Source organism: Lachnoclostridium sp. Marseille-P6806 (genome assembly GCF_964238185.1).
Lineage (GTDB): Bacteria > Bacillota > Clostridia > Lachnospirales > Lachnospiraceae > Brotaphodocola.
Window position 1 is genome coordinate 77,822 of sequence record NZ_CAXSLG010000011.1, and the last position, 26,277, is coordinate 104,098.

Annotated in this window: 21 protein-coding genes and 7 tRNA genes; 7 read left to right on the forward strand and 21 right to left on the reverse strand. The window is 46.2% G+C overall.

Annotated elements, in window-relative coordinates; genetic code table 11:
- The first annotated feature begins 394 nt into the window (after positions 1-394).
- The 3 genes from ACESON_RS13865 to ACESON_RS13875 are packed head-to-tail and all read left to right on the forward strand — an operon-like array spanning position 395 to position 2,795.
- A complete protein-coding gene (locus ACESON_RS13865) occupies positions 395-1,510 on the forward strand; it encodes an enolase C-terminal domain-like protein (protein WP_373110534.1) in 1,116 nt (371 codons plus the stop codon).
- 18 nt (positions 1,511-1,528) lie between these two features.
- On the forward strand, positions 1,529-2,278 hold the full coding sequence (locus tag ACESON_RS13870) for an SDR family NAD(P)-dependent oxidoreductase (RefSeq protein WP_373110514.1): 750 nt from the start codon (positions 1,529-1,531) through the stop codon (positions 2,276-2,278).
- Positions 2,268-2,795 (forward strand): hypothetical protein, encoded by a 528-nt coding sequence (locus ACESON_RS13875; protein ID WP_373110516.1) that lies wholly within the window; start codon positions 2,268-2,270, stop codon positions 2,793-2,795. The genes ACESON_RS13870 and ACESON_RS13875 overlap by 11 nt, the downstream gene beginning before the upstream one ends.
- A gap of 28 nt (positions 2,796-2,823) precedes the next feature.
- On the opposite strand, the gene ACESON_RS13880 is transcribed toward ACESON_RS13875, so the two are convergent.
- From ACESON_RS13880 to fliB, 4 genes are all read right to left on the reverse strand, one after another.
- Complete coding sequence (locus tag ACESON_RS13880) at positions 2,824-3,891, reverse strand: XdhC family protein (protein ID WP_373110517.1); 1,068 nt, start codon at positions 3,889-3,891, stop codon at positions 2,824-2,826.
- 54 nt (positions 3,892-3,945) lie between these two features.
- Positions 3,946-4,230, reverse strand: coding sequence for a hypothetical protein (locus ACESON_RS13885; RefSeq protein ID WP_177274637.1), 285 nt, complete (start codon positions 4,228-4,230; stop codon positions 3,946-3,948).
- Between the two features lie 5 nt (positions 4,231-4,235).
- Entirely contained in the window at positions 4,236-5,597 is a 1,362-nt protein-coding gene (gene brnQ / locus ACESON_RS13890; protein WP_373110518.1) for a branched-chain amino acid transport system II carrier protein, read from the reverse strand.
- Between the two features lie 124 nt (positions 5,598-5,721).
- The gene (fliB, locus tag ACESON_RS13895; RefSeq protein WP_373110520.1) at positions 5,722-6,918 is read right to left on the reverse strand and encodes a flagellin lysine-N-methylase; all 1,197 of its coding nucleotides are present in this window, start codon (positions 6,916-6,918) and stop codon (positions 5,722-5,724) included.
- A gap of 253 nt (positions 6,919-7,171) precedes the next feature.
- Here fliB and sigG point away from each other — a divergent pair, with 253 nt between their 5' ends.
- On the forward strand, positions 7,172-7,948 hold the full coding sequence (gene sigG / locus ACESON_RS13900) for an RNA polymerase sporulation sigma factor SigG (RefSeq protein WP_177274632.1): 777 nt from the start codon (positions 7,172-7,174) through the stop codon (positions 7,946-7,948).
- 195 nt (positions 7,949-8,143) lie between these two features.
- The gene (locus ACESON_RS13905; protein WP_373110521.1) at positions 8,144-9,190 is read left to right on the forward strand and encodes an FUSC family protein; all 1,047 of its coding nucleotides are present in this window, start codon (positions 8,144-8,146) and stop codon (positions 9,188-9,190) included.
- Between the two features lie 74 nt (positions 9,191-9,264).
- On the opposite strand, the gene ACESON_RS13910 is transcribed toward ACESON_RS13905, so the two are convergent.
- From ACESON_RS13910 to ACESON_RS13935, 6 genes are all read right to left on the reverse strand, one after another.
- Positions 9,265-10,236: an oligopeptide/dipeptide ABC transporter ATP-binding protein gene (locus tag ACESON_RS13910; protein ID WP_177960190.1), complete on the reverse strand. Its 972-nt coding sequence runs from the start codon at positions 10,234-10,236 to the stop codon at positions 9,265-9,267.
- On the reverse strand, positions 10,226-11,218 hold the full coding sequence (locus ACESON_RS13915; RefSeq protein WP_177274626.1) for an oligopeptide/dipeptide ABC transporter ATP-binding protein: 993 nt from the start codon (positions 11,216-11,218) through the stop codon (positions 10,226-10,228). The genes ACESON_RS13910 and ACESON_RS13915 overlap by 11 nt, the downstream gene beginning before the upstream one ends.
- 13 nt (positions 11,219-11,231) lie before the next feature.
- On the reverse strand, positions 11,232-12,095 hold the full coding sequence (locus ACESON_RS13920; protein WP_177274666.1) for an ABC transporter permease subunit: 864 nt from the start codon (positions 12,093-12,095) through the stop codon (positions 11,232-11,234).
- Positions 12,096-12,186: 91 nt separating this feature from the next.
- On the reverse strand, positions 12,187-13,110 hold the full coding sequence (locus tag ACESON_RS13925; protein ID WP_177274624.1) for an ABC transporter permease subunit: 924 nt from the start codon (positions 13,108-13,110) through the stop codon (positions 12,187-12,189).
- Positions 13,111-13,210: 100 nt separating this feature from the next.
- Positions 13,211-14,887, reverse strand: a complete 1,677-nt coding sequence (locus ACESON_RS13930) for an ABC transporter substrate-binding protein (RefSeq protein WP_177960189.1) — start codon at positions 14,885-14,887, stop codon at positions 13,211-13,213.
- 324 nt (positions 14,888-15,211) lie between these two features.
- On the reverse strand, positions 15,212-17,161 hold the full coding sequence (locus tag ACESON_RS13935; protein WP_373110524.1) for an ABC-F family ATP-binding cassette domain-containing protein: 1,950 nt from the start codon (positions 17,159-17,161) through the stop codon (positions 15,212-15,214).
- A 292-nt stretch (positions 17,162-17,453) separates the two neighbouring features.
- On the opposite strand from ACESON_RS13935, the gene ACESON_RS13940 reads away from it, so the two are divergent.
- Positions 17,454-17,527, forward strand: a tRNA-Arg gene (locus tag ACESON_RS13940).
- A gap of 171 nt (positions 17,528-17,698) precedes the next feature.
- A complete protein-coding gene (locus tag ACESON_RS13945; protein WP_373110526.1) occupies positions 17,699-18,193 on the forward strand; it encodes a PaaI family thioesterase in 495 nt (164 codons plus the stop codon).
- On the opposite strand, the gene ACESON_RS13950 is transcribed toward ACESON_RS13945, so the two are convergent.
- From ACESON_RS13950 to ACESON_RS14000, 11 genes are all read right to left on the reverse strand, one after another.
- Positions 18,162-19,472 (reverse strand): DUF815 domain-containing protein, encoded by a 1,311-nt coding sequence (locus ACESON_RS13950; protein WP_177960187.1) that lies wholly within the window; start codon positions 19,470-19,472, stop codon positions 18,162-18,164. The two genes, ACESON_RS13945 and ACESON_RS13950, sit on opposite strands and share 32 nt — an antisense overlap.
- A gap of 140 nt (positions 19,473-19,612) precedes the next feature.
- Complete coding sequence (locus ACESON_RS13955) at positions 19,613-19,843, reverse strand: HPr family phosphocarrier protein (RefSeq protein WP_177960186.1); 231 nt, start codon at positions 19,841-19,843, stop codon at positions 19,613-19,615.
- An 86-nt stretch (positions 19,844-19,929) separates the two neighbouring features.
- A complete protein-coding gene (locus ACESON_RS13960; RefSeq protein WP_177960185.1) occupies positions 19,930-20,349 on the reverse strand; it encodes a DUF3783 domain-containing protein in 420 nt (139 codons plus the stop codon).
- A gap of 226 nt (positions 20,350-20,575) precedes the next feature.
- Positions 20,576-20,661: transfer RNA gene (locus tag ACESON_RS13965), tRNA-Leu, on the reverse strand.
- A 20-nt stretch (positions 20,662-20,681) separates the two neighbouring features.
- Positions 20,682-20,754: transfer RNA gene (locus tag ACESON_RS13970), tRNA-Val, on the reverse strand.
- A 44-nt stretch (positions 20,755-20,798) separates the two neighbouring features.
- Positions 20,799-20,872 (reverse strand) — tRNA-Asp (locus ACESON_RS13975).
- A gap of 30 nt (positions 20,873-20,902) precedes the next feature.
- Positions 20,903-20,976 (reverse strand) — tRNA-Ile (locus ACESON_RS13980).
- A gap of 18 nt (positions 20,977-20,994) precedes the next feature.
- Positions 20,995-21,066 (reverse strand) — tRNA-Glu (locus tag ACESON_RS13985).
- Positions 21,067-21,093: 27 nt separating this feature from the next.
- A tRNA-Asn gene (locus ACESON_RS13990) sits at positions 21,094-21,166 on the reverse strand.
- 352 nt (positions 21,167-21,518) lie between these two features.
- Positions 21,519-24,692 carry a glycoside hydrolase family 2 TIM barrel-domain containing protein gene (locus tag ACESON_RS13995; RefSeq protein WP_373110527.1) on the reverse strand — a complete coding sequence of 1,058 codons (3,174 nt, stop codon included), beginning with the start codon at positions 24,690-24,692 and terminating at the stop codon, positions 21,519-21,521.
- Positions 24,693-24,728: 36 nt separating this feature from the next.
- A complete protein-coding gene (locus ACESON_RS14000; protein WP_373110528.1) occupies positions 24,729-25,928 on the reverse strand; it encodes an acyltransferase family protein in 1,200 nt (399 codons plus the stop codon).
- Positions 25,929-26,277 lie beyond the last annotated feature (349 nt).

A 26,277-nucleotide genomic window follows, 5' to 3' on the forward strand; every position in this document is an offset into this window, starting at 1 on the left:
CCTTTACGGTTTCGTTCACTAAAACGTTTTTATTGTTTCTGGTTAAAGATTACACTAAATAGTATATTTTGTCAAGTTTTTCTTTTATTATAAACTATTTTTAGCTATTATGACCATTATTGATGTCATAATGATATTTCCCTCTCTTTTTATTGTATATTTTGTATATTTCATTGTTTAGTTTCACTTTAATGCTTATTTTTTTGTTTGTTTTCACCTCTTTTTCGCATTATTTTCGCTTTTTCATCCTTTAAAAATAGTGATTTTAACGTTTTTTTCAAAAAATGTATCAAAAAACGTTTTAGTGTTTACTTTTCTTTTTTTCTATGTTACTATCGTAAAAAGAGGTTTGTTAATAAAACGTTTTATCACTCATAGAAAGGAGATTTCTTTTATGAAAATTACTTCATTTGAGACATGGTGGGTAAGCAGAGATCACTGCCTCTTTGACGCAAAACGTCAGGGCGGTGCTTCTATGAATTGGGATGTTATGGTTATTCGCGTTGGTACAGACGCTGGAATTGACGGTATTTCTACCTGCCTCGCTGCTCGCAGCGGAGGTGTAACAGAGAATTACCTTTATGATAATATTGCTCCTGTTGTTATGGGACGAGATCCTCATGACAGAGAGGCTATCTGGCAAGAATTATGGAATATCGACCGGCACCTGACCTTTTTCCCTGTTTATTTGCCAGGTCCTATCGACGTTGCCTTATGGGACATCTGTGCAAAAGAGGCAAAACTCCCACTTTATAAATATATTGGTGCATATCGGAACAGCCTTCCCGTATACGCCAGCGGTAATTTTCATGCAACTGTTGAAGAATATGTAGAAGAAGCACTTTACTACAAATCTCTCGGTATTTCTGCATACAAAGCTCATCCTGCAGGGCCTGCAGCATTTGATATGCAGGTTCATCAGGCTCTTCGCGACGCTGTTGGAAACGATTATGTACTCATGAGCGATCCTGTTGGAGAATATACAATGGGAGATGCTGTTACCATTGGCCGTCAGCTAGAACGTCTAAATTATAAATGGCTTGAAGAACCTTTCCGTGATTTTGAACTGTACAAATATACAGAATTATGCCGTACTCTGGATATTCCAATTGCCGCAACAGAAACAACTCGAGGCGCTCATTGGGGTGTTGCACAGTCTATTGCTCAAAAAGCTGCTGATATTGTAAGAGCTGATGTCAGTTGGAAAGACGGAGTTACCGGAACATTAAAAATCGCTCACATGGCAGAAGCTTTTGGCATGAATTGCGAAATCCACACCACTACCATGAACTATATGGATCTGGTCAACCTTCATGTAAGCTGTGCCATCCGAAATTGTGAATATTTTGAATATTTTGTTCCAGAAGATAACTATCAGCTTCCCATGAAGGGATTACTCCCAATAAAAGATGGCATTATTACTGTTCCTGATACACCAGGCATAGGAGCAGAATTAGATTGGGAATTAATTCAGAAGGCCTGTCGCAGCCACAAAAAACTGGAATTATAAATAGACAAGGAGTAAACTATGCTTGAATTAAAAGATTATGTCGGTATCGTTACCGGAGCAAGCAGCGGAATCGGTCTAGCTATTGCCAATTCACTGGCTGAAGCTGGTGCAACCGTATATATTATCAGCAGAACCGGAAAAGTAAAAGAAGGATATCCAAACAGTGTGCCAGGAACCATTCATATTCAAGGAGATATTACGAACTATGAGAGTATGCGCAAAATTTGTTCCGAGCTTGCACAAAAACACGATGGACGCTTGGATTTCCTGGTAAATAATGCAGGAGCAACCTATAAATGTCTCGCTCAGGATTTTCCTGACGATGAATTCAATCGAATTATAAATGTCAATGTCACCTGTGTATTTCATTTATGCCAAATTTGTTATCCATACCTGAAAAAAAGCCCGCACAAGGGACGTATCATTAATATTTCAAGCATGAGTGCTCATCTCGGTTTTTCTCAGGTAGTTCCATATTGCACCAGTAAGGCAGCTGTCTGCGGCATGACTCGAGGACTCGCTGTTGAATGGGCCAATGATAATATTTGTGTCAATAGTATCGCTCCTGGCTGGTTCCACAGTAAAATGTTGGATGATGTTATGGACAATGAGCGGCGCGAAAAAATTCTGAACAGAATTGCTGTTCATGATTTTGGAGATACAAAAGATTTAGGAGCCATGGCACGGTTTCTGATTGGTCCAAATGGATGCTACATTACGGGACAGGATTATGCTTTAGATGGCGGAACACTGGCTTATGGATATTAATAAAAAATTATCGGCTATTCTGATTGTCCTTTTTCTTGTACTCTTTCCGCTTCATGTAGAAGGTGCACAGGCAGACAATCAAATAACATTTTCTATTCTTCCCTCCGAACTAAAGCCTGATGAAGAAGACTATTGTTCTGTGCAGCTTGAAGTTCCTGATTTTGACCGCGCTGAACTATACTGGAGCAGCCTTGGAACTCCAACATTTTATATTCGCACCCGCGAAAAACAAGATGACTATTGGAGTGAATGGCAACCGTTCGAAGAATCTGGTCACCCATTTTTGAGGAATATCGGCGGAATTTTTAATTTTTCATTATTTGAATCAAAAAACAATTCCCCGATATTTCTTGAATTACGTACCGAATCCAGTGAAATTGCAGATCTTCAGGAAATTCAATTATGTTTGCAAAAAGAACAAAATGACACTGTATCTACAATTGTTACTATCATTGTTATGATAGCAGCCGGAAGTGTATTATATATAAAAAAGAAAAGAGAATTTGTTCCCTCATAATCGACAGCAGGCATTATGCCTGCTGTCTTCATTTAAGCTCCTTTTCCCCTAAAACCATCTCCAAAAGCACATAAATCACTCCGCCTCCGCAGCTTCCTTCCTCTTCCGACTCCTCTCCTGCCATATTCACATAACACAGCATTGAGTACTCAGCTCCGGACTTCAGAAGTTCAAGCGCGCGGTTCATCATAACTGCCTCCGCACGGCCGCCTCCTATGGTTCCAATGCAATAGCCGTCTGGCTGTACCAGCATTTTCGTTCCCGCCTCACGAGGCGTAGATCCCTTTTTTCCAACAATAGTTGCCATCACACCAGCCTTTCCCCCATTTCCAGTCTTCAAAAGGGCGTGAAGCATATCTCTGGAATATCCGTTCTGTCTAATTCCTCTGTTTTTCACCTGAATAATCTCAGCCATAATCGCAACTCCCAGTTCTGCCGGAGTTTCTGAGCCAATATCCAATCCTATCGGCGTGTGGATGCGCTCAATTACCTGCGGCGCTGCTCCGTATTCCAAAACAGCGTCTTTCACCATCTGTACTCGTTTCCGATTTCCCAGCATTCCAATATAAGCATGAGGCTTTTCTACGATTTTCTTCAGACAAATCTGATCGTAGACGTGTCCCCTGGTTACAAGAACGAAATAGGTACTGCTGCTGCCCGGTATTTGATCCAGACCCGCTTCAAAGGGTTCACAAATCACCTGGCTGGCCCCTGCCCGTCTTGCATTGTCTGCAAATACAGGACGATCCTCCAGCACAATTACTTCAAAGCCCAGCATCCTTCCAATCTCAATAACCGGAATGGAAACATGACCTCCGCCGCAGATAACCAGACAGTTTTCCTGCCCCAGCCAGTCGCAGAAAACCGGTATTCCTGCCACCTCAGCAATGCTGTCCCTGCACTGTTTCTTATCTCGAACCGCTATCCAGACCTCTTCCTTATGTTCCCTCAGGTATCCTTTTTCCTCTGTATCAAATATCAGCTGCCCATCTGAAAAAAGAGCCTTTTCTCCAAAATGCGGCCCCGCCAGCACTGTCACTGCCAAATTCTGTTCTTCCGGATTACATCGGGAAACCGCTTCATAAAAGCTTCGCATCCCACATTCCCCTTTCTTTTATTCCATTTTCACTGTAACACTTCTGCCGCGCTCTTACTTTGGCAGCTGGGCAAAAAACAACTCATACAAATCATCTTCCCCTTTTAAAACTGGAGAATTCTCTCCGCCTCCATTGGTACTGCGTTTCATAGCGGCATAAAGTTCCTCCCCCGCCTGAAGCAAATCCATTTCATAAAGTTCCTCTCCCTGCTCCCTGCAGATTCTGCAGAAATCTGATAATGGATTCTGACTTTTTCTTGTATCCCAAAGCCGTTTCCGCAGCTGTATATCCTCAGCCGCCTTTTTCTGAAGAACTTCCAGAGAAACCGCAACGTCCATAACTCTTATACTCCTTTATTTTTTCTCACATCATGCTTCTTTTGAAAAACCTTTCCTGTCTTATCTGCCAGAAAACCGGCGCCTATAGCCAGAGCCGTAGGCATCAGCCATCCAAAGCCCTGTCTGCTGCCAGGAATCCCATGAAGAAGTCCAGTCACACCCGGAATCACAATATGGTTCTCGTCCAGCATAAAAAGCAGGCTGAACAAACCGCACACAAATGCTGACCAGGGATAAATCCGCGGATAATCTTTGATTCTGTGGTGAAGGCAGGAAAGAAAAATCAACAGAATTGCCAGAGGATAAATGGCATTAAGCACCGGCTTGGAAATTCTTAAAATCGCCCCCAGGCCCGCATTGGATATGGCCATGGACACAGCCGCAAACACATACACCCATGCACGATAGGACAGCTTCGAAAAAATTCTGTGAAAATAATTTCCACAGCATACAAGAAGTCCCACACAGGTATTAAAGCAGGCAATCATAAAAATACATGCCAGCATCACTGTCCCAGCCTTTCCAAAAAGAAATTCCACCACTCCGGTCAGTATCTCTGTTCCATCGGCCGCCCCGGCAAACCTGGTTCCAGAAACCATTCCCACATAAGAAAGCATTCCGTAAACTGCCAAAAGCACCGATCCTGCAGTCCATCCCGCACGAATGGTTTCTTTCATTACTCCTGATTCCTCTGAAATCCCCATGACCCGGATATTCATTGTGATAATAATTCCGAAATTCAGCGCTGCCAGGGTATCCATTGTCTGATAGCCGTCCAAAAATCCCCGAATCACGGCAGTCTGTCCATAAGCGCCATTGGGCGCTGCCGCTGGTCCTGCCGGACGCAGAACAGAGGACGCAAAAATAATCACAATCAAACTCAGAAGAATCGGCGTCAGACATTTTCCCAGATACTCTGTCAGCTTTTCCGGATGCATAGCCACCTGAGCTGCCAGCAGAAAAAACGCCAGGGAATAAACAAGCTGCACCAGCCTCAGTGCTTCCGGCTGATTCCAGAAAGGCATCACCGCAATCGAAAAAGAGGTGCTTGCCGTTCTTGGAATGGCAAGACATGGCCCAATGGCCAGGTATAAAACAAGAATGTAAAAAAAAGAAAATCTGGGATGCACCCTGGACGCCAAAGTCTCCAAACCTCCGGATTTGGTAACAGCCACTACCCCCAGTACCGGAAGAAACACGGCGCTCACTGCAAAGCCTGCAAATGCCTGCCAGATATGAGTTCCTGCCTGTGCTCCCAAAAATGGCGGAAAAATCAGATTCCCCGCTCCAAAAAACATGGAAAAAAGCGTGATTCCTGCCAGAATCCGCTTCCTCCCTGTTAACGCTTTCATGTCAGTTTCTTTCATGTTCTGTATCCTTTGCTATTATACTGTATTTATCCGGTCCCTACAAGCTTCTCCCCCCCCACACACTCATAAACGCGCTTCTCCGACTGCTTTTCGTCTTCCCCCAACTGCCTTTTCGTCTTTCTTAAGACAGCACCACCCGCAGAAGATTTTCCAGGCCACAGCAGGATTTTTCCCGGAAAAGCCTTTCCAGATGCCCCAGATTTACATCCGAATGCTCAATTTCTTTGGAGTATTTCCAGGCAGACTCTGTCAGTATAGAAAACAAATTCTTTCCCGATCTCTCAGATGGATCTGCAAAAATTCCTCTGGTTATCTCACAGATCAGAAGGGTACTGACCACAGCCAGCTTTATCTTTCCATAGGCATTTTCATCATACACAGCTCCGCAGAAATAGGTAAATACAAAATATACCATCAGCTGCTCCATCCAGATCTCCCACGACGTCTCATCCTGAGTCTCCTTCTTCCATTCTGCCGCAGTTTCTTCCCCTGCCGTCACCTGTGCAGCTTCTTCTCCCGCCGCAAACTGTTCCTCCTCCTGCGCCAGCCCCTGCTCCGCTCTTTTTACATACTGGGGCCAGTCAGCTTTTAAAAGTTCCAGCTCCCCGAAAATATCAAACAGCTCCCGCACCAGCCTGCTTCTGCTTTTCTTATCCACCCGGTACGGCTTTATCCGCTCTTCCATCCTCCGAAAAGCGTCTTCTTTCCCATAACGTTCCAGAAGCTGATCCACCAAAAACAGCTGCCCGCTCCGGATTCTTCTCTGCAGATCATGGCCCAGCGACAACACCATGGCAATTCGCAGCGACACCGGCTCCCGCCTCTCCTGAAGCAGGCGAATCATCAAATCTCTGGCATCCGTCAGCTTCGTATAAAGGAAAAAATCAAAATCCTCATACTCCTCTTCTCCCGCTTTTTCTGCAGTCAGAAACTGTACCGGCTCCCTGCTGCTCAGAATCAACCGCACCGCCTCCGGACAGGACAAAGACAGGGAAATCTCCCTGCTGCCCTCAAACTCCTCGATATGGCGCGGATAATTCCGGCAGGTTCTGCACAGCATTTCTTTTCCTGACTCCTGGTAAATATCGCACAGATTTTCGTCATTCAAAAAAGCGCACCGTCCTTCATACTGCTGAAAGCAGGACTCCTTCCAGTCAATGGAATTATGCAGCCGGTTTCCAAAAGCCCCTTCTGCCCTTCTGTATTTCTCCCTGGTCCGGTCATCGATCACAATCTGCCATCCGGCGCAGCAGGTATCTGGACATTCCCCTGCAATACACTGAAATTTTTTATAATAATGAGGTATGGTATATAACATACAGTATTCTGCCTCCCAAATCTTTTTCTCATTTTCTGCTGTCCATTATAACAGCCATTTTCTCCGCCTGCAAGATTCCCGGCTTCTGTTCTTTTCCTCTGCTCTTTTTCCTCTGCTCTTTTTCCCCTGTTCCTTTCCCTTCCTCCTCCATTTGTGCCCTGTGACAAAAAATGGAAGTATAAACCCTCCCTTTTTCGTAAATCATTTTCTATGTATCATGCGCCACAGAAAATTCATAAGCGGAGGTTAGAACATGGCAGGATATAAGGTTGAAATCTGCGGAGTAAATACGGCGAAGCTGCCGCTTCTTACGAACGAGGAGAAGGATGCCCTGTTTAAACGGATTCTGGAAGGAGATCCCGAAGCCAGAGAGGAATACATCCGGGGAAATCTGCGGCTGGTACTCAGCGTCATCCAGCGTTTTTCCAGCAGCAGCGAAAATATAGATGACCTTTTCCAGATTGGCTGCATCGGCCTGATCAAAGCCATTGATAATTTTGATATTACCCAGAATGTACGTTTTTCCACTTATGCTGTCCCTATGATTATAGGAGAAGTGCGCCGCTATCTCAGAGATAATAATTCCATCCGAGTCAGCCGTTCTCTAAGGGACACGGCCTATAAAGCCCTGTACGCCAAAGAAAAACTTACGCGAACTGCTTCCAGAGAACCTACTCTCATGGAAATTGCCGAGGAAATCGGCGTCAGCAAGGAAGACATTACCTATGCGTTAGACGCCATTCAAAGCCCGGTCAGTCTGTATGAACCCATTTACACAGACGGCGGAGATCCCCTTTATGTCATGGATCAGATCAGCGACAAGAAAAATCTTGAGGAAAACTGGGTGGAGGAAATCTCACTGCGGGAAGCCATGAACCGTTTGCCTCAGAGGGAGCGCCACATCATTGATCTTCGCTTTTTTGAAGGAAAAACACAGACAGAGGTGGCGGAAGAAATCCATATCAGCCAGGCACAGGTGTCCAGACTGGAAAAAAATGCATTAAAAAATATGCGGAATTATCTGAGCTGATTCCTATCAATCAATCTCTTCCATCACATACAGCGTTCCGAAAATACGCCGGAACGCTGTAAATTTTCCTCTTGTATTCTTTCTAAAAACAGGTTACAATCTTCTGTATTGCCTTTTTCTCTAAAGAAAAACCTGCTTTTTTTATTTCACGGAACCTGATGGTTTCAAACTATGATTTACAGGAGGTTATTGTTTATGACATTTTACCAGGAACTGCAGCTGAATGCCGCCGGTTCTAAAGCTTTGATCCGAATTACAGAAGATAAGAAAGAGCGAAAACGCCATGTGCTTATTTACAATTTTAAGGTATATCTGGTGGTTGCCTTCTGCTTTGCCGCTGTTACCCTTTTCAGCCTGATTTTTGGAAATGAAAACAGCATTGCCGGCGTAGCCATTCTTCTTGCCCTATTGGTTCTTCGTCAGGCCGATTTTGGAATTCAAACCACCCATGGCCTGTTGTGTATTATGGGAATTTTTTCCATACTGATGACTGGTCCTCATCTGTCTAATCTGGTATCACCGTTTTCCGGTTTTATCATTAATTTTATCTGTATCCTGACTCTCATGTTTTTAGGCTGTCACAATGTGATTATGTCCAATCACTCTACCTTTGTACTGTCCTATTTGATTCTTCAGGGCTATGACGTAAACGGGCGTTCCCTGGCTCTGCGGACAGCCGGTCTGTTTTTCGGCATGATCCTCTGTATGATTGTATTTTACATAAAACAGAAAAACCGGCCTCACAAACGGAAATTTGAAGATCTCTTTCATGAATTTGATCCTCGTTCCCTGCGAAACCGGTGGTATTTTAAGCTGACTGTATGCGTATCCACAGCCATGCTTCTTGCCTCTCTCCTCGGAATTCCCCGTGTAATGTGGGTAGGCATTGCCTGTATGTCCGTATGTCTTCCCTTTCAAAAGGATCTGGAAGTCCGTGCCAAATCAAGAGGTATTTATAACATTGCAGGATGCCTGATTTTCCTGGTTATTTACACCATACTCCCAAAAAGTCTTCACTCCATGATTGGGATTATCGGCGGAATTGGCGTAGGATATTCTGCAAAATATCCCTGGCAGACAGTCTTTAATACCTTTGGTGCCCTTTCCAACGCCTCCGGCATCTTTGGAGCCGTCGGCGCTGTAATCCTGCGTATCAGCACCAATGCAGCTGCTGCCGTCTATACAGCTGTTCTGGGCGGACTGTTTGACCGGACTGCCAATCGCCTGTTCCAGGCCAGATAACAGCCCGGACCAACTCTCACACCTGTTTTCGCGAGATACCAGAAGATGTCCTGTCCTGAACAGTTATGCTTCTGTTATCTCAGTGGAAAATGGCAGAACACCTTTCTCTCGCCAATCTCAGTACACCCTGGTGTCTCCTGGCTGCAGATTTCTCTTGCATAAGGACACCGGGTGTGGAAACGGCAGCCGGACGGCGGATTTACCGGCGAAGGAATCTCTCCCGACAACAGTTCTTTTGTTTCTCCCCGCAGCCGCGGATCTGCTTTTGGAATCGCATTCAGCAAAAATCTGGTATAGGGGTGGAGCGGCTTATCATACAGCTCCTCCGTAGGCCCCAATTCACATATCGTTCCCAGAAACATCACGCAGACCCGATCTGCAATAAACTTCACTACGCTTAAATCATGAGAAATAAACAGGTAGGTCAGGTGATACTGCGCCTGCAGATCCTTCAAAAGGTTCAGCACCTGGGACTGGATTGAAACGTCCAGAGCTGACACCGGCTCATCACAGATAATCAGTCTGGGATTTAAGGCAATTGCCCGGGCAATACCGATACGCTGACGCTGCCCGCCGGAAAACTGATGGGGATAACGATTATAGAATTCATCTGGAATTCCCACCTCCTTCATCAGCTCTCTGACCCTTTTTTCCAGCTCCTGCTTATCCTTCATGCCGTAAGTAATCAGCGGCTCTCCGATAATCTCGCGAACCCTCATCCGCGGATTCAAGGACGCATAGGGATCCTGAAAAATAATCTGCATCTGACGCCGGAGGGCTGCAAATTCCCCTGGCTTCATGGAGATAATTTCCTCTCCGTCAAAATAGATTTCTCCTGACGTAGCCTCCAGAAGACGGATCAATGTCCGGCCCAGCGTACTCTTTCCGCATCCGGACTCCCCAACCAGAGCCAGTGTTTCTCCTCCATAAATCTCCAGATTCACATCAGAAACCGCATGAACCACCTGCGGCCTTTTCTTCGTTCCTCCAATGGGAAATTCCTTTACAAGATGCCTTGCTTCCAGAAGGACTTTTTTATCTTCCATCTAACTGCACCTCGCTTTCATACTTAAAGCAGCGAACCCCGTGTCCGTCCCTTGTCTGATAAAGACATGGCTTCTCCATAAAGCACCGCTCAGAAGCCTCTTTGCACCTGGTGCAGAAATTACATCCAGCTGGCAAATGCAGCAGATTAGGCACCACACCCTCAATCGTGTACAGACGATCCACCTTCTCATCCAGACGGGGAATGGATTTTAAAAGTCCTGCTGTATAAGGATGCTCTGTATGTTCAAACAGCTCAAAGGTTTCTGCCTGTTCCATCACCTTTCCTGCATACATTACATACACATAATCGCAGATTTCCGCCACAACTCCCATATTATGGGTGATCAGAATAATTGAAGTTCCCTGTTCTCTGCAAAGCTTTTTCATCAGCTGCAGAATCTGGGCCTCAATCGTCACATCCAGAGCTGTCGTCGGCTCATCAGCAATCATTACTTTTGGCCGACATACCATAGCCATTCCAATCATCACTCTCTGGCGCAGTCCGCCGGAAAGCTGGTGGGGATAGCTGTTGTACCGCTTCTCCGGCTCCGGAATTCCCACTGCCTGAAAAATCTCCAGCACCCGCTTTCTGGCCTCTTCCTTTGATATCTTCTGATGCTGAAGAATTGCCTCCCGAACCTGGCGTCCCACAGGATAAACCGGGTTCAGAGAGGTCATAGGCTCCTGGAAAATCATGGAAATCTCATTTCCCCGCACCTTTGCCAGCTCTCTGGGGCTTAAATGGGTAATATCCCGTCCGTCCAGGGTAATACTTCCCTCTACCACCCGTCCCGGATACCGCAAAAGTCCCATAACCGACATGGCTGTCATACTCTTTCCGCATCCGGATTCACCTACAATTCCAATAATTTTTCCTGGCGGAACCTGAATGGTTACGCCGTCCACTGCCGGAACCTCTCCCTTTGCTGTAAAGAAATGGGATTTCAGATTCCGGATATCCAGTACGATTGATTCACTCATTCTGATTCCCTCCTTACTGCTCTTTCAAATAGGGATCCAGCACATCCCGCAGACCGTCTCCCAGAAAATTAAATGCAAGCACTACAATCATAATTGCCACGCTGGGCGCAATGCACAGCCATGGCTCAGAAAAAAGATACTTTTTCCCCCGCACTGCCATCAGGCCCCAGCTGGCGCTGGGCGGCTGAGCTCCCACGCCCAGAAAGCTTAAAGATGCCTCTGACAGAATTGCAGAGGGAATATTCAGGGTAAATAAAACGATCAGAGACGGCAGGCAGTTTGGCAGAATATGACGAAACATAATCTTCCACCGGCTGACGCCAATCGATCTTGCCGCTTCCACATACTCCTTTTCCTTCAGAGACAGCGTCTGGGAACGGACCACTCTTGCTGTACTGGCCCAGTTAATCAGGCTCAGGGCAATAAAAATATTAATCAGTCCTCCGCCCATGGTATACATGACCACCATAGCCAGCAAAAGAGACGGAAAGGCCAGCATAACGTCAGCCAGACGCATAATTACAAAGTCCACCTTTCCTCCATATACGCCTGCACAAAGCCCCAGAACCGTACCAATAGCCATGGAAATCAGCGTAGGAACAAGGCCGATCGTAAGGGATATCCGCGCTCCGAAAATAATCCGGCTCAGCACATCTCGTCCCAGCTCGTCTGTTCCCAGCCAGTGAGCCATACTGGGTGTCTGAAGGCGATCCGTCAGACTCTGAGCCAGATGATCATAAGGCGCCACAAGTGGCGCAAATACCGCTGCCAGAATAATCAAAAGAATCAAAACTGCCGAAGCCGCTGCCAGCTTGTTCTGGCGAATCAGAGTTTTCACCTGATCCATCCAGGTATCTGACTCTCCAATTTCGCTCATGGGATCACTGACGCCAGAAACAGGCACAGCTCCCTCTTTCCATAAATGCTTCACCGTCATCTCAGAACCGTTTTCTCCAGAATTCCTCATGTTACGCACCCTCCCGGATTCTCGGATCCAATACATTATAAAGCAGATCTGCTATCAGATTGCCAACAATGATCAGAACCGTAGTAAATACAACCGTTCCCTGAAGAAGCGGCATGTCTCTTGTTTCAATGGCATTGACTGCCAGGCGTCCAATTCCCGGAACGCCGAATACACTCTCTGTCAGCACAGCGCCGGACAGCATACTGGAAATCTGCAGCGCCATCATGGTTACAACCGGCAGCATAGCATTTTTCAGCGCATGGAAAATAATCACCGCATATTCCCGCAGCCCCTTTGCACGGGCTGTCCTGATATAATCCTCCTGCATAATCTCCACCAGATTGGAGCGGGTCATACGGGCAATGCTTCCTGCTGAATTCCACCCCAGCACAATAGCCGGAAGAATCATAGCGCGGAAGGAATCAAATCCGGATACAGGAAACCATTTTAATTTAAAGGCAAATACATACTGAAGCACCAACGCCGTCATAAATACCGGCATGGAAACTCCCATCAGCGCGCATCCCATAAAAAGCCGATCCAGAAGACGGTTCTGCCGGATTGCCGCCACAATCCCGGCTACAATCCCTATCAGCCAGGATACTGCTGCTGCAAGAAGGGACAGCTTTACCGTGTTGGGAAAAGCCTCAATAATAATCTGAGTCACATTCCGATTCAGCCGGTAGGACGTGCCAAAATCTCCCCGCAGCGCATTGGCTATGTATTTCAGGAACTGGATATAATACGGCTGATCCAGCCCCATCTCTTTGCTGATTTTCTCAATCACCGCCGGATTTACATGCTCTCCCATCATAGTGGTAACCGGATTTCCCGGTACAATGCGAAGCATAACAAAAATAGCCAGCACCACCCCAATCAGCACCGGTATGGATATCAGAATACGTTTTACTACTTTTTTTAACACTGGGCTTCCCTTCCCCCTTCTTTTGCTTAAAAAATGCCGCAAAATCGATTGCTCCATTCTGCGGCATTCGTTTCACTTTAATTCTTCCGGCTTCTTTCTCTTATTCGCTTAAAGAAACCTCATAATAGATCTTATCGCTGACTCCGCTCCAAAGCGGCTTAAAGTTCTGCACCCGCTTGCTGACAGCAAACAGATGAAGTCTGGAATACATGGGAACCCATGCGGCATCCTCGTGAATCAGCTTTTCCTCCAGTGCCTGGTACTCTGCCAGACGCTCATCCTCATTTACCATGGCGCGGGCTGCTGCCACACGCTCCATTACTGCCGTATCCGGATAATTGATGGAACGAATCTTTGTCTTCTCCTCATTTCCAAAGAAGGTATAAATAAAGTTATCCGGATCGTTGTAATCTGCCGTCCATGTGGACATAAACGACGGAAGTTCCCCGGCCTTTCTGGTTTCCAGCCAGGTAGACTCGTCATAATTCCGAATCTCTGCCTGAATCCCCACTGCTGACAGCTGCTCCTTAATAATCTCCAGAGCCATGGTCATGGTATCGGATGCAGAGCTGTCTGCTGCCAGCTCCATAGTGAATCCATCACCGTATCCGGCCTCTGCCAGAAGCGCTTTTGCTCCCTCCGGATCATAGACGATCTGGGTCTGATCCTTCTGGAAGCCAATCAGTCCGTGAGGGAAGATTCCATGCTCTGCCTGTCCCCGGCCGCCATAAAGGGCATCCAGAATCGCCTGTCTGTCAATAGCCATCTGAACAGCCTTGCGTACACGAACGTCCTGGAAAGGTTCTATATTAAAATTAAAGGTCAAATAAGTGATGCCTACTCTCGGACCGGATACAATCCGATCTGGATAAGAGGCCTCAAAACGGTCAACTGCATCTGTTACATAATCCAAATCAAGCAGATCCAGTTCTCCGCTTTCAAACATCATTGTCTGCGTCTCTGTATCCGGAATAATCCGAATCACAACACCGGGAAGCTTAGAAGCGCCTCTCCAGTAATTCTCATTTCTGGTCAGCACCAGACGGTCATTCAGAGTCCAGGAAGTAAACTGGAATGCTCCGGTGCCTACAGTTACAGACGGATCCATGCCGAACTGGTCACCAGCTGCCGCTGTGGCCTCACTGTCATAAATGGAAGCTCCCGGAGTAGACAGACAGGCCAGAAAAGCAGCAAACGGTTCTTTTAAGGTAATCTTCAAGGTATAATCATCTGTCGCCTCTACACCGGCCAGTGTCTCTGCTGTTCCTTCCAGCACCTCTGCCGCTCCCAGAATCTGATCCACTGATTCTGTATTTACGGTTCCCTTTTCTGTCAGCATACGGTTAAAGGTATAAACCACATCCTCTGCTGTAAAATCATTGCCATTGTGAAATTTTACTCCCTGACGGAGATGAAACGTATACTCGGTTCCATCTGGAGAAATCTCCCAGGATTCTGCCAGACTTGGCTGAATACTGGAGGTCCCGTCCTCCGCCACCTGAATCTCAACCAGGCGATCATAAATATTCCATGGAATTTCGTAATCCTTAGACGTCTTCTGTACATCAGCTGTCTGAATATCTGCATTCAGTACAGATACCAGATATCCGGAAGTATCCGCATCCGAACCGGTGCTTTCTCCGGAGGTTCCTTCTGCAGATGTGCTGCCTGCCGCAGCATTTTCCTCAGGCGTGCTGCTGCTTTCTCCGCCGCAGCCGGTCAGCAGCAGACCGAGAGCCAAAGTTGCCGCAGTTATCAAACGGATGCTTTTTTTCATAATGCTCCTCCTCTTCCATTCTGAAAAACAGGATTCTCTCTTTCTTCTGTCCGTTTTACATAGCCTCTCCAAAATAGAATTTTTTGTGGAAACAGGCAAGGTAAGTTAAGATAGAAAAAGGTGCATTCCCTCCGCGGGGATGCACCTTCGCATACGGAATCTGTTTTTCAAAATTCTGCTTTAATGGTTTCCATCATACCATACCGCTATCAGTTTTTCAACTGTTTTTCTGAGCGGAAGCAGACAGAATGCAACCGTCCAGCCATGCAGATTCCTGCCCGCTTACAGCGGACAAGAAGTTCCTGACGTCTGTCCTATAAAGAGTCAGAGTTCCTCCAGCACATCCAGCCATTCCAGACAGCAGGCGTGCCATGCTTCCCACGCCAATTCCCGCTCTGCTTTCAGCTGCCGCAGTTTTTCCCATTCCTCTGCCGCTCCCCTGTCCGAATCTGGGTCGTCTGCCTTCGATATCAGACCGCCTCCCCATTCTCCGGCCACTATATCCTCCCAGTACTCCCGGGACTGCATAAGCCTCTGCTCCAGCTCCCGGCACCGGGCCTCAAGCGTCCCATACCGCTCTCCTGCCGGTTCCAGACGTTCCATCACCAGCCCCAGCTTCCATTCCAGATACAGTTCCTCTGTCGGAAGCTCACGAAGTCTGTGGCGTTCTGCCTTCGGTACAGCCCGCATTCCTGCAATCAGCGCCGCATCCTCAGCCTTCATCTGACCGGCCATCGCTGCTCCATTGCCCTCTGCCTGACATTTTTCCAGTCTCTCCAGATAATGTTCATATCCAAAGGGATAATAAAATGCTCCCTGTTCCTCAAAAATCAGCACAGCCTCTGCTACCTGCCTGATAAAATATCGATCATGAGAAACAAAAAGAATGGTACCCTGGTAGGCCTGAAAGGCCGATTCCAGCACCTCCTTTGCCTGCACATCCATATGGTTCGTCGGTTCATCCAAAATCAGGAGATTTGGCCTTCCCTGAAGAAGCTCTGCCAGAACCAGGCGGGCCCGTTCTCCCCCGGACAGGCTGTTTACTTTTTTCGCTGCCTCCCGCCCGCCGAAAAGATATGCCCCCAGAGTACTGCGCACCTCCTTTTCTGTCATCGAAGGAAACAGATCATGAAAATGCTCCAGCACAGTCTTTTCTGATTCAATTTCCGCCGAATGCTGATCAAAATATCCGATCATCACCTGATTTCCCAGAGAGAGCCGCCCTTCCTTCGGCTCCAGAAGCCCTGCGGCTGTTTTTAAAAAGGTACTCTTCCCCACGCCATTTGCTCCCAGAATTCCAATCTTCTGCCCCCGGCGCACTCGGAGAGAAAGCTCCATAAGAGGCCTTTCATACCCTATTTTCAGATGCTCTGCCTCCAGCACCCATTTGCTTCCAGGAAACAGCGGCTCTAATGGACCAGGAAAAAGGCAGGTATCCTCCTCCAGCGGTTTTTCCACCTTCTGCATCCGCTCAATCTGCTTTTTCTTCGCTCTGGCAAAAGCCGCCTTTGCCGGTTTATTTTTAAAGCGACTGATAACCTCCTCCAGCCGCCTGATTTCCTCCTGCTGCCGTTCATAAGCCTTTCGCTGCAGCTCCAGTCTCTTGCGCTTCTCTGCCCGATACTGAGTATAATTTCCCGAATACCGCGTCAGATGCCCTGCCTCCACTTCATACACTGCATCTGCCGTCTGATCCAGAAAAAAACGGTCATGGGACACCATGACCACTGCATGGCTGTATTCCTTTAAATACCGCTCCAGCCACCGGGCAGAATCAATATCCAGGTGATTGGTCGGCTCATCCAGAAGAAGAATGTCCGGCTTCTGCAGCAGAAGGCGAATCAGAGCAATTTTTGTCTGCTGTCCGCCGGAAAAATCTTTCAGCCTTTTTCTTTTCTCTTCTCTGGAAAATCCAAAGCCTGTAAACAGCCGGTCATACTCCAGCTCATACTCAAAACGTTCTCGATCAAAACGATCCTTTGCCGGACATCCCTGCAGGATTTCCTCCTCTACGGTCCTCTCCCCGTTTTCAAAGGCCTGCTGCCTCAGCATTCCCACAGTCAGCCGCCTTGAGGTTACAATCCCCGGACCCTGTCTTCTGTCATCTCGATCCAGCTCCAGCTCTCCTGCAATCAGCCGCAGCAGCGTTGTTTTCCCTGTTCCGTTGCGCCCTACCAGAGCCACTTTTTCATTTCCCTTTATCTCAAAATTAAAATGCGACAGTACCGGCGTGCCTCCAGCCGAGATACTGCCGTCTGTAATCTGATATAGCATAGTCCATTTCCTTTTTCTGTCTGACAGTTCCCTGCCGTATTCTCCTGCAATACAATCATAACAGTTCAGCCATGCGAAGCTTCATAAAGCAGACGCCCAATGTTTCTTGTCTGCTGTAAGCAGGCAAGAAGAAATATGGCTGTTACACACAGTCAAATGGTAGCCAAAATATCCCTCTTTGTCAATGGATCAAAAATTTAAAATTTTTTTCAAATAATGCTTGACAAATTTGCAGTTATCATTTAATATATAACATGTTGCAGCGATAACAAAGCAGCAGCCAATCAAATATGTGTGCGTAGCTCAGCTGGATAGAGCACTTGGCTACGGACCAAGGTGTCGGGAGTTCGAATCTTCTCGCGCACGTATGGAAAGGGCAGGTCGATGACCTGCCTTTTTTGTTCCATAGGAAATTATGTCCTACGAAGTAAAACCAGGTTTCTGGTAACCGTTCAGCCCTCGCAGGGCAACAAATTGTGGGAAAGGAGAAATACATTCCTGCTTCTGCCTGAAGAAAAGGAGTGTCTGTGTGATTTTATGAAACCAGAAAATACAAAATGGGAAAACCTCAATCCGGAAAATATGAAGCTGGAAAGTCTCAAACCAGAAATTCAGGAAGGAATCCGCCGCCACATTCATCGCCTGGGCGGCACAGAACGTGCTGAAATCATAGAAGTCGGACCAGGCCACGCAAAAATCGCTGTGGACATCCAATCCGACTGTCTGAACTTATATGGAAAAGTACACGGGGGCTTTCTTTTTACCCTGTGCGATACCGTATCCGGAATGGCTGCATACTGTCTAGAGCAGATGAACGTTACCCAGGACAGCAGCATCCAGTTCCTCCATGGAATTTCCGAAGGAAGAATCTATGTAGAAGCCAACGCGCTGCATATTGGGAAACGCACTGCCGTCAATCGTCTGACTGTCACCAGTGAGGACGGAACCCTCTTAGCCAACGCATCCTTTACCATGTGTCTTCTGGGACCTCTTTCCAAATTTAACCTTCCATGGCTCCAAGCAGATAATTAATAAACTGCTGTGCCGTCCGTCCGGAAATGCCGCCGTGGCTCAGCTCCCATTTATTGGCCTCTGCCCGCAGCATTTCCTCCGGCATGGTAATACCTGCCCGACGGGCCAGCCCCTCTACAATATGGAAATATTCTTTCTGAGACGGCTTGGAGTAGCAGATGGTTACGCCAAACCGGTTGACCAAAGACAGCTTCTCTTCCATGGTATCAGAACGGTGCATTCCATTTTCGTGCTCCATATCACTGCGGTCGTTCCAGTTCTCCTTAATCAGGTGGCGTCGGTTGGAGGTCGCATAAATCAGAATGTTATCCGGTCTTGTCTCCACACCGCCTTCAATCACTGCCTTCAGGAACTTATACTCAACCTCAAACTCCTCAAAAGACAGATCATCCATATAAATAATAAAACGATAATTTCTGTTCTTAATCTGGGCAATCACAGACGACAAATCCTTAAACTGGTGTTTATAAATCTCGATCATCCGAAGTCCCTGATCGTAGAATTCGTTGACAATCGCCTTGATGCTTGTAGATTTTCCCGTACCACTGTCTCCAAAAAGAAGAACATTGTTGGCCTTCTTTCCCTGTACAAATGCAAGTGTATTCTCTACCAGCTTTTTCTTCTGCAGCTCATATCCAATCAAATCATCCAGCATAACGGCATCCATATTATTGATTGCCACAAAATCAACCCTTCCGTCGTTTCTTGACTGAATGCGAAAGGCTTTATTCAGTCCAAACATTCCCACGCCGTAATCCTTGTAAAATCCGGTTACACAATCAAAGAATTCGTTTTCATCCTGTGCTTCCTCCAGCCTCCGGCTCAGAGCCTGTACCTTCTGGCTGACATTTTTATTATACATCAGTTCTTTTTTTCCAATAGCCTGATAATTGGAAATCCGGCTGAAACAGTCGATCCCCAGATATTCCTCCAAAGCAGAAAAGTCATAATGGAATAAATCCAGAAAAGCTCTGAAATCTCCCTTGGCAAAATAATTGACACTTCCCTCATTTGCCCCGACCTTTTCACAGGTAATGCTGAACGGATTCTCATTCGTAATCAGCAGAAACGTCAGATAGTTGTGCCACAGATTTCTGTCAAAGCCATAATCTGTAGCCACCTGCAGCAAATGCTTCATCTGTGTAAAAACACGGGTGGAAAGTTCCTCCTTTGTCTGGCTTTTATCGTCCATTTTTCGAACAATATCCGCTAACTCCATCAGGATCGTATCCTTTGGCATGTCGCCATAAATCAGCAGTCTGGAAACTATTTTATACATTGGTATTCTCCTCATCTTCTCCGTCTTTTTATTTTTGCCTCTGCAACGATGTTGTGGACAGTTTATCACACTTTTGAAGAAAGGAAAAGATACGGATTTCCTGTTTTTCAAGAGATTTTTCAAAGTTTTTCAGTTCATTTTCAGGCTGCAAGAAACTTCTCCAGGTCTTTTCTCAGTTCACCGCACTCGCCGGCATGAACCTTCAAATGAACCACATGATCAAATCCCAGGTACAAAATCCCCAGAATCGATTTTGCATCTACTACAATACTTCCACAGCATAAATCCATCGTATAAGGATATTTTTCCACCCGCCGCACAAATTCCAGCGCATCCTCCGGACCTTTCAGAGAAATATTCATCTCACTCATAACCTTTTTTGAAACCTCCTTTATGCTTACTTGAATATACCATAAGCATAACCGTTCTGAGGAGATTCATACTTCTCTGCTGCTTTCTACTGTTCCATCCCGGACATTCTCTGGTGCTCCTCTAAAAGCTCCTCATATAAATGACCAAAACTCCAGCCTGCATTGCTTTCTGTTACAATTGCCTTCAGAGCAATTTTGGGGACACCGGCTTTCCGCAGATTCATCAAAAGCTCATCCAAACGCCTCTCTGAAAAACGGTGCATTACCAGCATTTCCTGAGCCATCACAGGAAGAGCCTTTTCCTCGTTCCCTGCCGCCCTGTCCTCCTCGCTGTTTTTTTCATATCCAGCAATTCCCAGAAGACTTCCTATAGTTTCTCCTGCCTGTTCCGGGGAAATGTTTTTAATTCGGATTCCCATTCTCACAAGCACACCCTTTAGCTTCACTGCTTTCTCTGACGGTTCTGGTGTATAGTATAACACTGTTTCAAACACTCTATTTTTCATATTCCATCTCCCTTTCTCTCTATTTTATCCTGAACAGAATTTTCCTGTGTAATAAATAAGAATCTCGCTCGCGAGCTTCTCCGCCTGCGGCGGGTCGCTTCTGCGACAAAATCCCCTGCCGCCGCATGGCGATCCTCGCGGAGCGTTTTTGCTTCATAGGATGTACTTTCCTATGAAACAAAAAAAGCCCTAAACCTCTCTTCAGAAGTCTAAGACTCTCGCTCAATGCCGCAGGCCGGAATCGAACCGGCACGGGAGATTAGTCCCGCAGGATTTTAAGTCCTGTGCGTCTGCCTGTTCCGCCACTGCGGCATCTGGCAAACTTGCCAAAATGGGACCTATAGGGCTCGAACCTATGACCCTCTGCTTGTAAGGCAGATGCTCTCCCAGCTGAGCTAAGATCCCATTAAAAACCATTGATTCACAGGAATACCTATGAATCAATGAAGCGACCCGGATGGGATTCGAACCCACGACCTCCGCCGTGACAGGGCGGCGCTCTAACCAGCTGAGCCACCGGGCCAGATATAAAATTGTAAATTGCGGTTTTGAGTGGACCTTCGGGGACTCGAACCCGGGACCGACCGGTTATGAGCCGGTTGCTCTAACCAACTGAGCTAAAGGTCCAAAAGCTTGTGAAACAAATGACCCCAACGAGATTCGAACTCGTGTTACCGCCGTGAAAGGGCGATGTCTTAACCGCTTGACCATGGGGCCGGATAATCTGGTCTCCATGGACCTAAACTCCCCGAGTAGGACTTGAACCTACGACAGCGCGGTTAACAGCCGCGTGCTCTACCGACTGAGCTATCGAGGATTAGCTGTCTCTCAACGAGCAACAAGGGTATTATATGATATATCTATGCGTTTGTCAACACTTTTTTCAAAAAGTTTTTAAAAAAGTTTTTAAAAATATTGTAACAGTTCAGCCTTGCATCTTCTTGCCCGCTTACAGCGGACAAGAAGCCTTGGGCGTTCGCCTTATGTAGATTCAGGCATTAAAACTCTTATGAAAGCAAACTTTCAACGAGTTTTCCTGACTGAATCCCCGCAAGGATGAACTGTTACAAAATATTTCGAAAGACTTTGGAAACGCATTTCAGGGACATTTGCCCGGCTTTCCTGTGTCAGAAATCTGAGCAAATGTCCTGTTTGACTGGCTCCGGTTATCAGCTGCAGCCTTCTATTACAAAATGAAATTCTATATCCTCTTCCCCGCTGATTTCATAGGCCTGATGCACAGGAGCTCCCCAGCTGTCATCTCCTCCAACGCCTCTCTGGGCTCCCAGTACTGTGACAATCGTATTATGGGACAGGGGAAGCTCCTCCCGGTGAAGGGCCTGTTCCAGCTCCAGCGCTGTATAAGGAAGCACATTCATATCCAGCGGCCTTCCCACTGCAGTAAATTTCAGCCCATTTCCCTGTGCATCCAGAATCTTCATCCACCTCACTCCACTTCTGTTTCCGCATTCCTGCGGAATCAGATACGAAGCCATATTTTCCTCCGGTGTTCCATCAAAAATCCCCAGACGTACTCCATGCTTTCGATCCGGATAGCTTTCCTCCGGGCCGTATCCGTAATAAATAAACCGGCTTACATCCGGCAGAAGGCGGAAACGCATCCCAAACAGCGGCAGCTGGGGAAGTCCTTCTTTTCCATAGAAATGAACTTCCGTCTGAATTCTTCCGTCTGCTCCTACTGTATACGTTACTCTGGTTTCTGTTTCCGGATGAACCAGAACCCCATAGCGATAGGTTACCGTAACCTGATTTTCAGACTCCTCCACCTGAATTCGGGTATTGTCATACCGGCAGAACTGATCTGCCGCCATCCATGCAGCGCTGTCTGCCGCAAAATGATTTCCTCTGTCATTGTCCGTAGACGCTCTCCAGTAAGCAGGCATCGGCGCTCTCGCAATCCATTCTTTTTTGCCGTATCTGAGAGAAACGATTCCCCCCTCGGTTCTGGAAAACAGAACAGAAAAGCCCTTTCCCTTTACTCCCAGATTCACATCTCCGTGAATCACTGTAAAAGGCTTTTCCTTCTCCGCCAGCAGGATTTTCTCTTCCTTTGAATCCATTTCCTCCTCACAGGCTTTTCCAGAGTCGGAAACTGGTTCCGAAGCTGCCAGCTCCAGAGTTTCCCCAAAATCCGTCTCAAAGCCCTTTTCAGCCCATAAGGTATCCTCTTTTAAATGGGCAGAAACCTGATAGACATATTCATCCTGAACACCATTTTTCTGAGCCACGCTGTGAGAAACAGCCTTCAATTCCTGAAATTCATCTGGTAAATCTACAGAAATCAGCCTCTCTTCTCCTTCTTTTACCACTGCATCAAAACGTGTTTCATATACCTGGTGTCCATTTTTCAAAATACGGTACACAAACTCCCGATCAGAGGTATCCGTAAACAGATTTTCATTTTTCACAAGAACCTGCCCCAATCCCGGTGTCAGCTTCAGATTCTGATACAGGGCCTTTGCTTCAGCTGCCTTGGGAGATGCTGTTCTGTTTCCATACACAATTCCGTTTCCACAGAAATTATAATCTGTCGGGCGATCGGTAAAATCGCCGCCATAGCCCAAAACCTCTTTTTCTCCGTCCTTTTTTATCAGAGCCTGATCAATATAGTCCCAGATAAAACCGCCCTGATACATGGGATAACGATCTGCCAGTCTGGTGTATTCCTCCATGCCTCCCAGAGAATTCCCCATGGCATGCATATATTCGCAGAGAATGAAAGGCTTTCTTGGATCCTTCTTCAGGTATTCCTCCACCTCCTGAGGTTTTGCATACATCCGGCTTTCCATATCGCTGATTTCGTCAAATTCCCGGTTCCAGAAGACTCCCTCATAATGAACCAGCCGGGAGCTGTCCCGCTCTTTAAAATACTGGGACATCGCCAGAATATCTTCCCCTGCATAAGATTCATTTCCACAGGACCAAATAAGAACAGAAGGATGATTTTTGTCTCGCTCCAGCATGGATCTGGCCCGATCGATTACACAGGCTTTCCACTGAGGCAGGCTTCCCGGCACATTCCAGGACGGCTCACAGACTCCCATTTTCTGCCAGGAGCCGTGACTTTCCAGATTTGCCTCATCAATCAGGTAAATCCCGTACTCATCACACAGCTCATACCACCGGCTTTGATTAGGGTAATGGCAGGTGCGCACGGCATTCAGATTATGCTGCTTCAAAAAACGGATATCCCAGAGCATTTCTTTCTCTGTAATTGCCCGTCCCAGACGGACATCAAACTCATGACGGTTAATCCCCTTCCATACCAGACGTTTTCCGTTCAGACACATAATTTGATTCTTCATTTCAAAAGTTCGGAATCCGACTTTCTGCGGCACAAGCTCTGTCCGGCGTCTCTCTCCGTCTCTTATCTCGATATACAGCGTATAACAATAAGGATCCTCACCGCTCCAGGCATGAACTGAGGAAATGGATGCTTCAATTCTTATCATGCCATTTTTATCTGGAACACAGTCTTCGCAAGTCCATATCACTCTGCCTTCTCTGTCTTTTAAAACCGCTGCCACGCGGCAGCCAGAAAACTGATTTTCACAGTTTTTCTCTGATAAAGAAAGCTCTGCTGTCAGACGTCCATCCTGGTAATCATGCTCCAGCCCTGCATTTACAAATAAGTCCTGGAGATGGACATCAGGTATCCCATAAAGATATACATCACGAAAAATTCCGGAAAAACGGAAAAAGTCCTGATCCTCGATCCAGCTTGCGCTGCTTCTCTTATAAACCTCAACAGCCAGACGGTTTCCTTTCTCCCGAATCCATGGAGTCACATCAAACTCAGACGGCGTAAAGCTGTCCTCTGCATATCCAACAAAGGCTCCATTCAGCCATACATACATGGCTGTCTCTACCCCCTGGAAAGAAAGAATTACCCGCTTTCCTGAAAGAGGCTTCTCCAGATCAAATTCCCGGACATAGCTTCCCACCGGATTGTAATCCCAGTCTATTTTGGGTGGACGCAGTTCCGAATGTCCGTCCCATGGATACATCGTATTAATATACTGACATTTATCATATCCCTGAAGCTGAATATGCCCCGGCACCTGAATCTCATCAAAGCAAGTATCGTCAAAGTTTTCCTGATAAAATTCTGCCCTTCTAAGGGATGGATTTTCTGCATAGGAAAACTTCCATACTCCGTTTAAGCACTGGCGAAGAGGCATCACTCCTCCTGCCCTCTCTCCTGGCTCCATCGTTTCTTCACTTTCATAAAACCGGTGATCTGAATGTGCCGGCAGCCGATTTACGGCAAACACCTCCGGATTCTCCAGCCATGTCAGCTGCGGTATTCTGCTGTTCATCATTTATCCTCTCTTCTCTCATTCTGTTCATCAAGCTTCTTATTTCAGAGTCTTTTCTCTGCCGCTTTCCTCTGAAGCATTTAACGACTCTTGCCTGATTATACCTGCTTTTTCTCTGTGAAGCCATTGCCTTATTTGAGTGAAATATGTAATTTTTACTTTTTCCCGGCATATTATCAGCATCTTCTGGATTCCCAAAGGAACCAAAAGTCCAGCCAGCAGATAAATCACAATCCACTGCGCTTCTCCTCCCGGCCGGTAACAATAATAAATATCACTTTTATACCGGGCAAAATCAAAATCTCCAAACATCCCCATATATTTTGCCCCAAATGCAAAGCAGGTTGTCAAAAGGAAAAATATCATCATGTGATGCATCATAATTGAGAAGGTATTTCTTCCAAAAAACTCAAGAAACCGGCTATTCTGAAATGCAGGAGCAAGTATTTTGCTGACACGAAGCCAGAAAGCAATTCCGAGAAATCCAGTAATATAGGGAAGAAAGTAACCAGAAAAATCTCTGCAGGTGCTGACTGAATAAATCAGAGGCCTTCTGCTGAACCACAGAATCACCGCTGCCCCCAAAATTGCAGAAAAATAAAGTCCATTTCCCAGACAGTCCTTATCCTCCAGCTCTCTGCGATATAAAACTCCTGCACTATAAAAAGGAAGCAAAAACAGCATTTTTTCTACAGTCAGGAAAAAACCTTCATTTCCTGCATTTCTGGACATAAAAATACCGACAATTCCTCCCACAAGGGTCAGGAAAAAAAGGAATCTGCATGCTTTTTCTGCCTTTTTCCAGAACCGATTCGAGATCAGAGTTCTGTAAGCAAGCTCTATAAGAAAAAGGGAAGGAACAAACCAGGCCGCATGGTTCAAAATAAACTGATAGCCTAAACAAAAAGGTTCCAGAAGCAGAGTATCCAGAGTTATTGGTTCCCCAAAGAGAAAACCGTTCCTTCGAAGAAATGCCGCAAGGAGCCCATAAATCAAATTCCAGAGATAATATGGAATCATCAAACGGAGGAATTTTCTTTTTGCAAACCTCCACAAACTTTCGCCCTCTTTCATACGGAAAAAATATCCAGATATAAAAACAAACAGGGGCATATGAAATGCATAATAAGGTATTAACCCCTCTATGTCAAAAAAGCTGTGATTCAAATGTCCGTCTACTACAAAAATAATTCCCAGTACAGAAAGGAGACAAAAGGGTATGTTTGTTTCTTGCTTCATGTTTCAATTTTCCTCATTTGCTATAAAATTCTTATTTTTATGATGCAAAAAAGACTGAAACAACTGTTTCAGCCTGCATTTCTTTTTTATGTTTCCATTTACTCTCAAAACTACACATTGAATCTTCATCCGTTTGTAACTTTTCCTTTTTGCGGTTATTCATAGACCTTCGGTCTATTTCATAACATTGGCTTCGCCAATGTTTCAGTCTTTTCAGATAAGTCCTTACGAAAGCAAGCTTTCGACGGCCTTCTCTTTCAATCCTGAACCGCTCCCTAAACCTTATTGGTTAAGCCCTCGACCGATTAGTAACAGTCAGCTCCATGTGTTACCACACTTCCACCTCTGC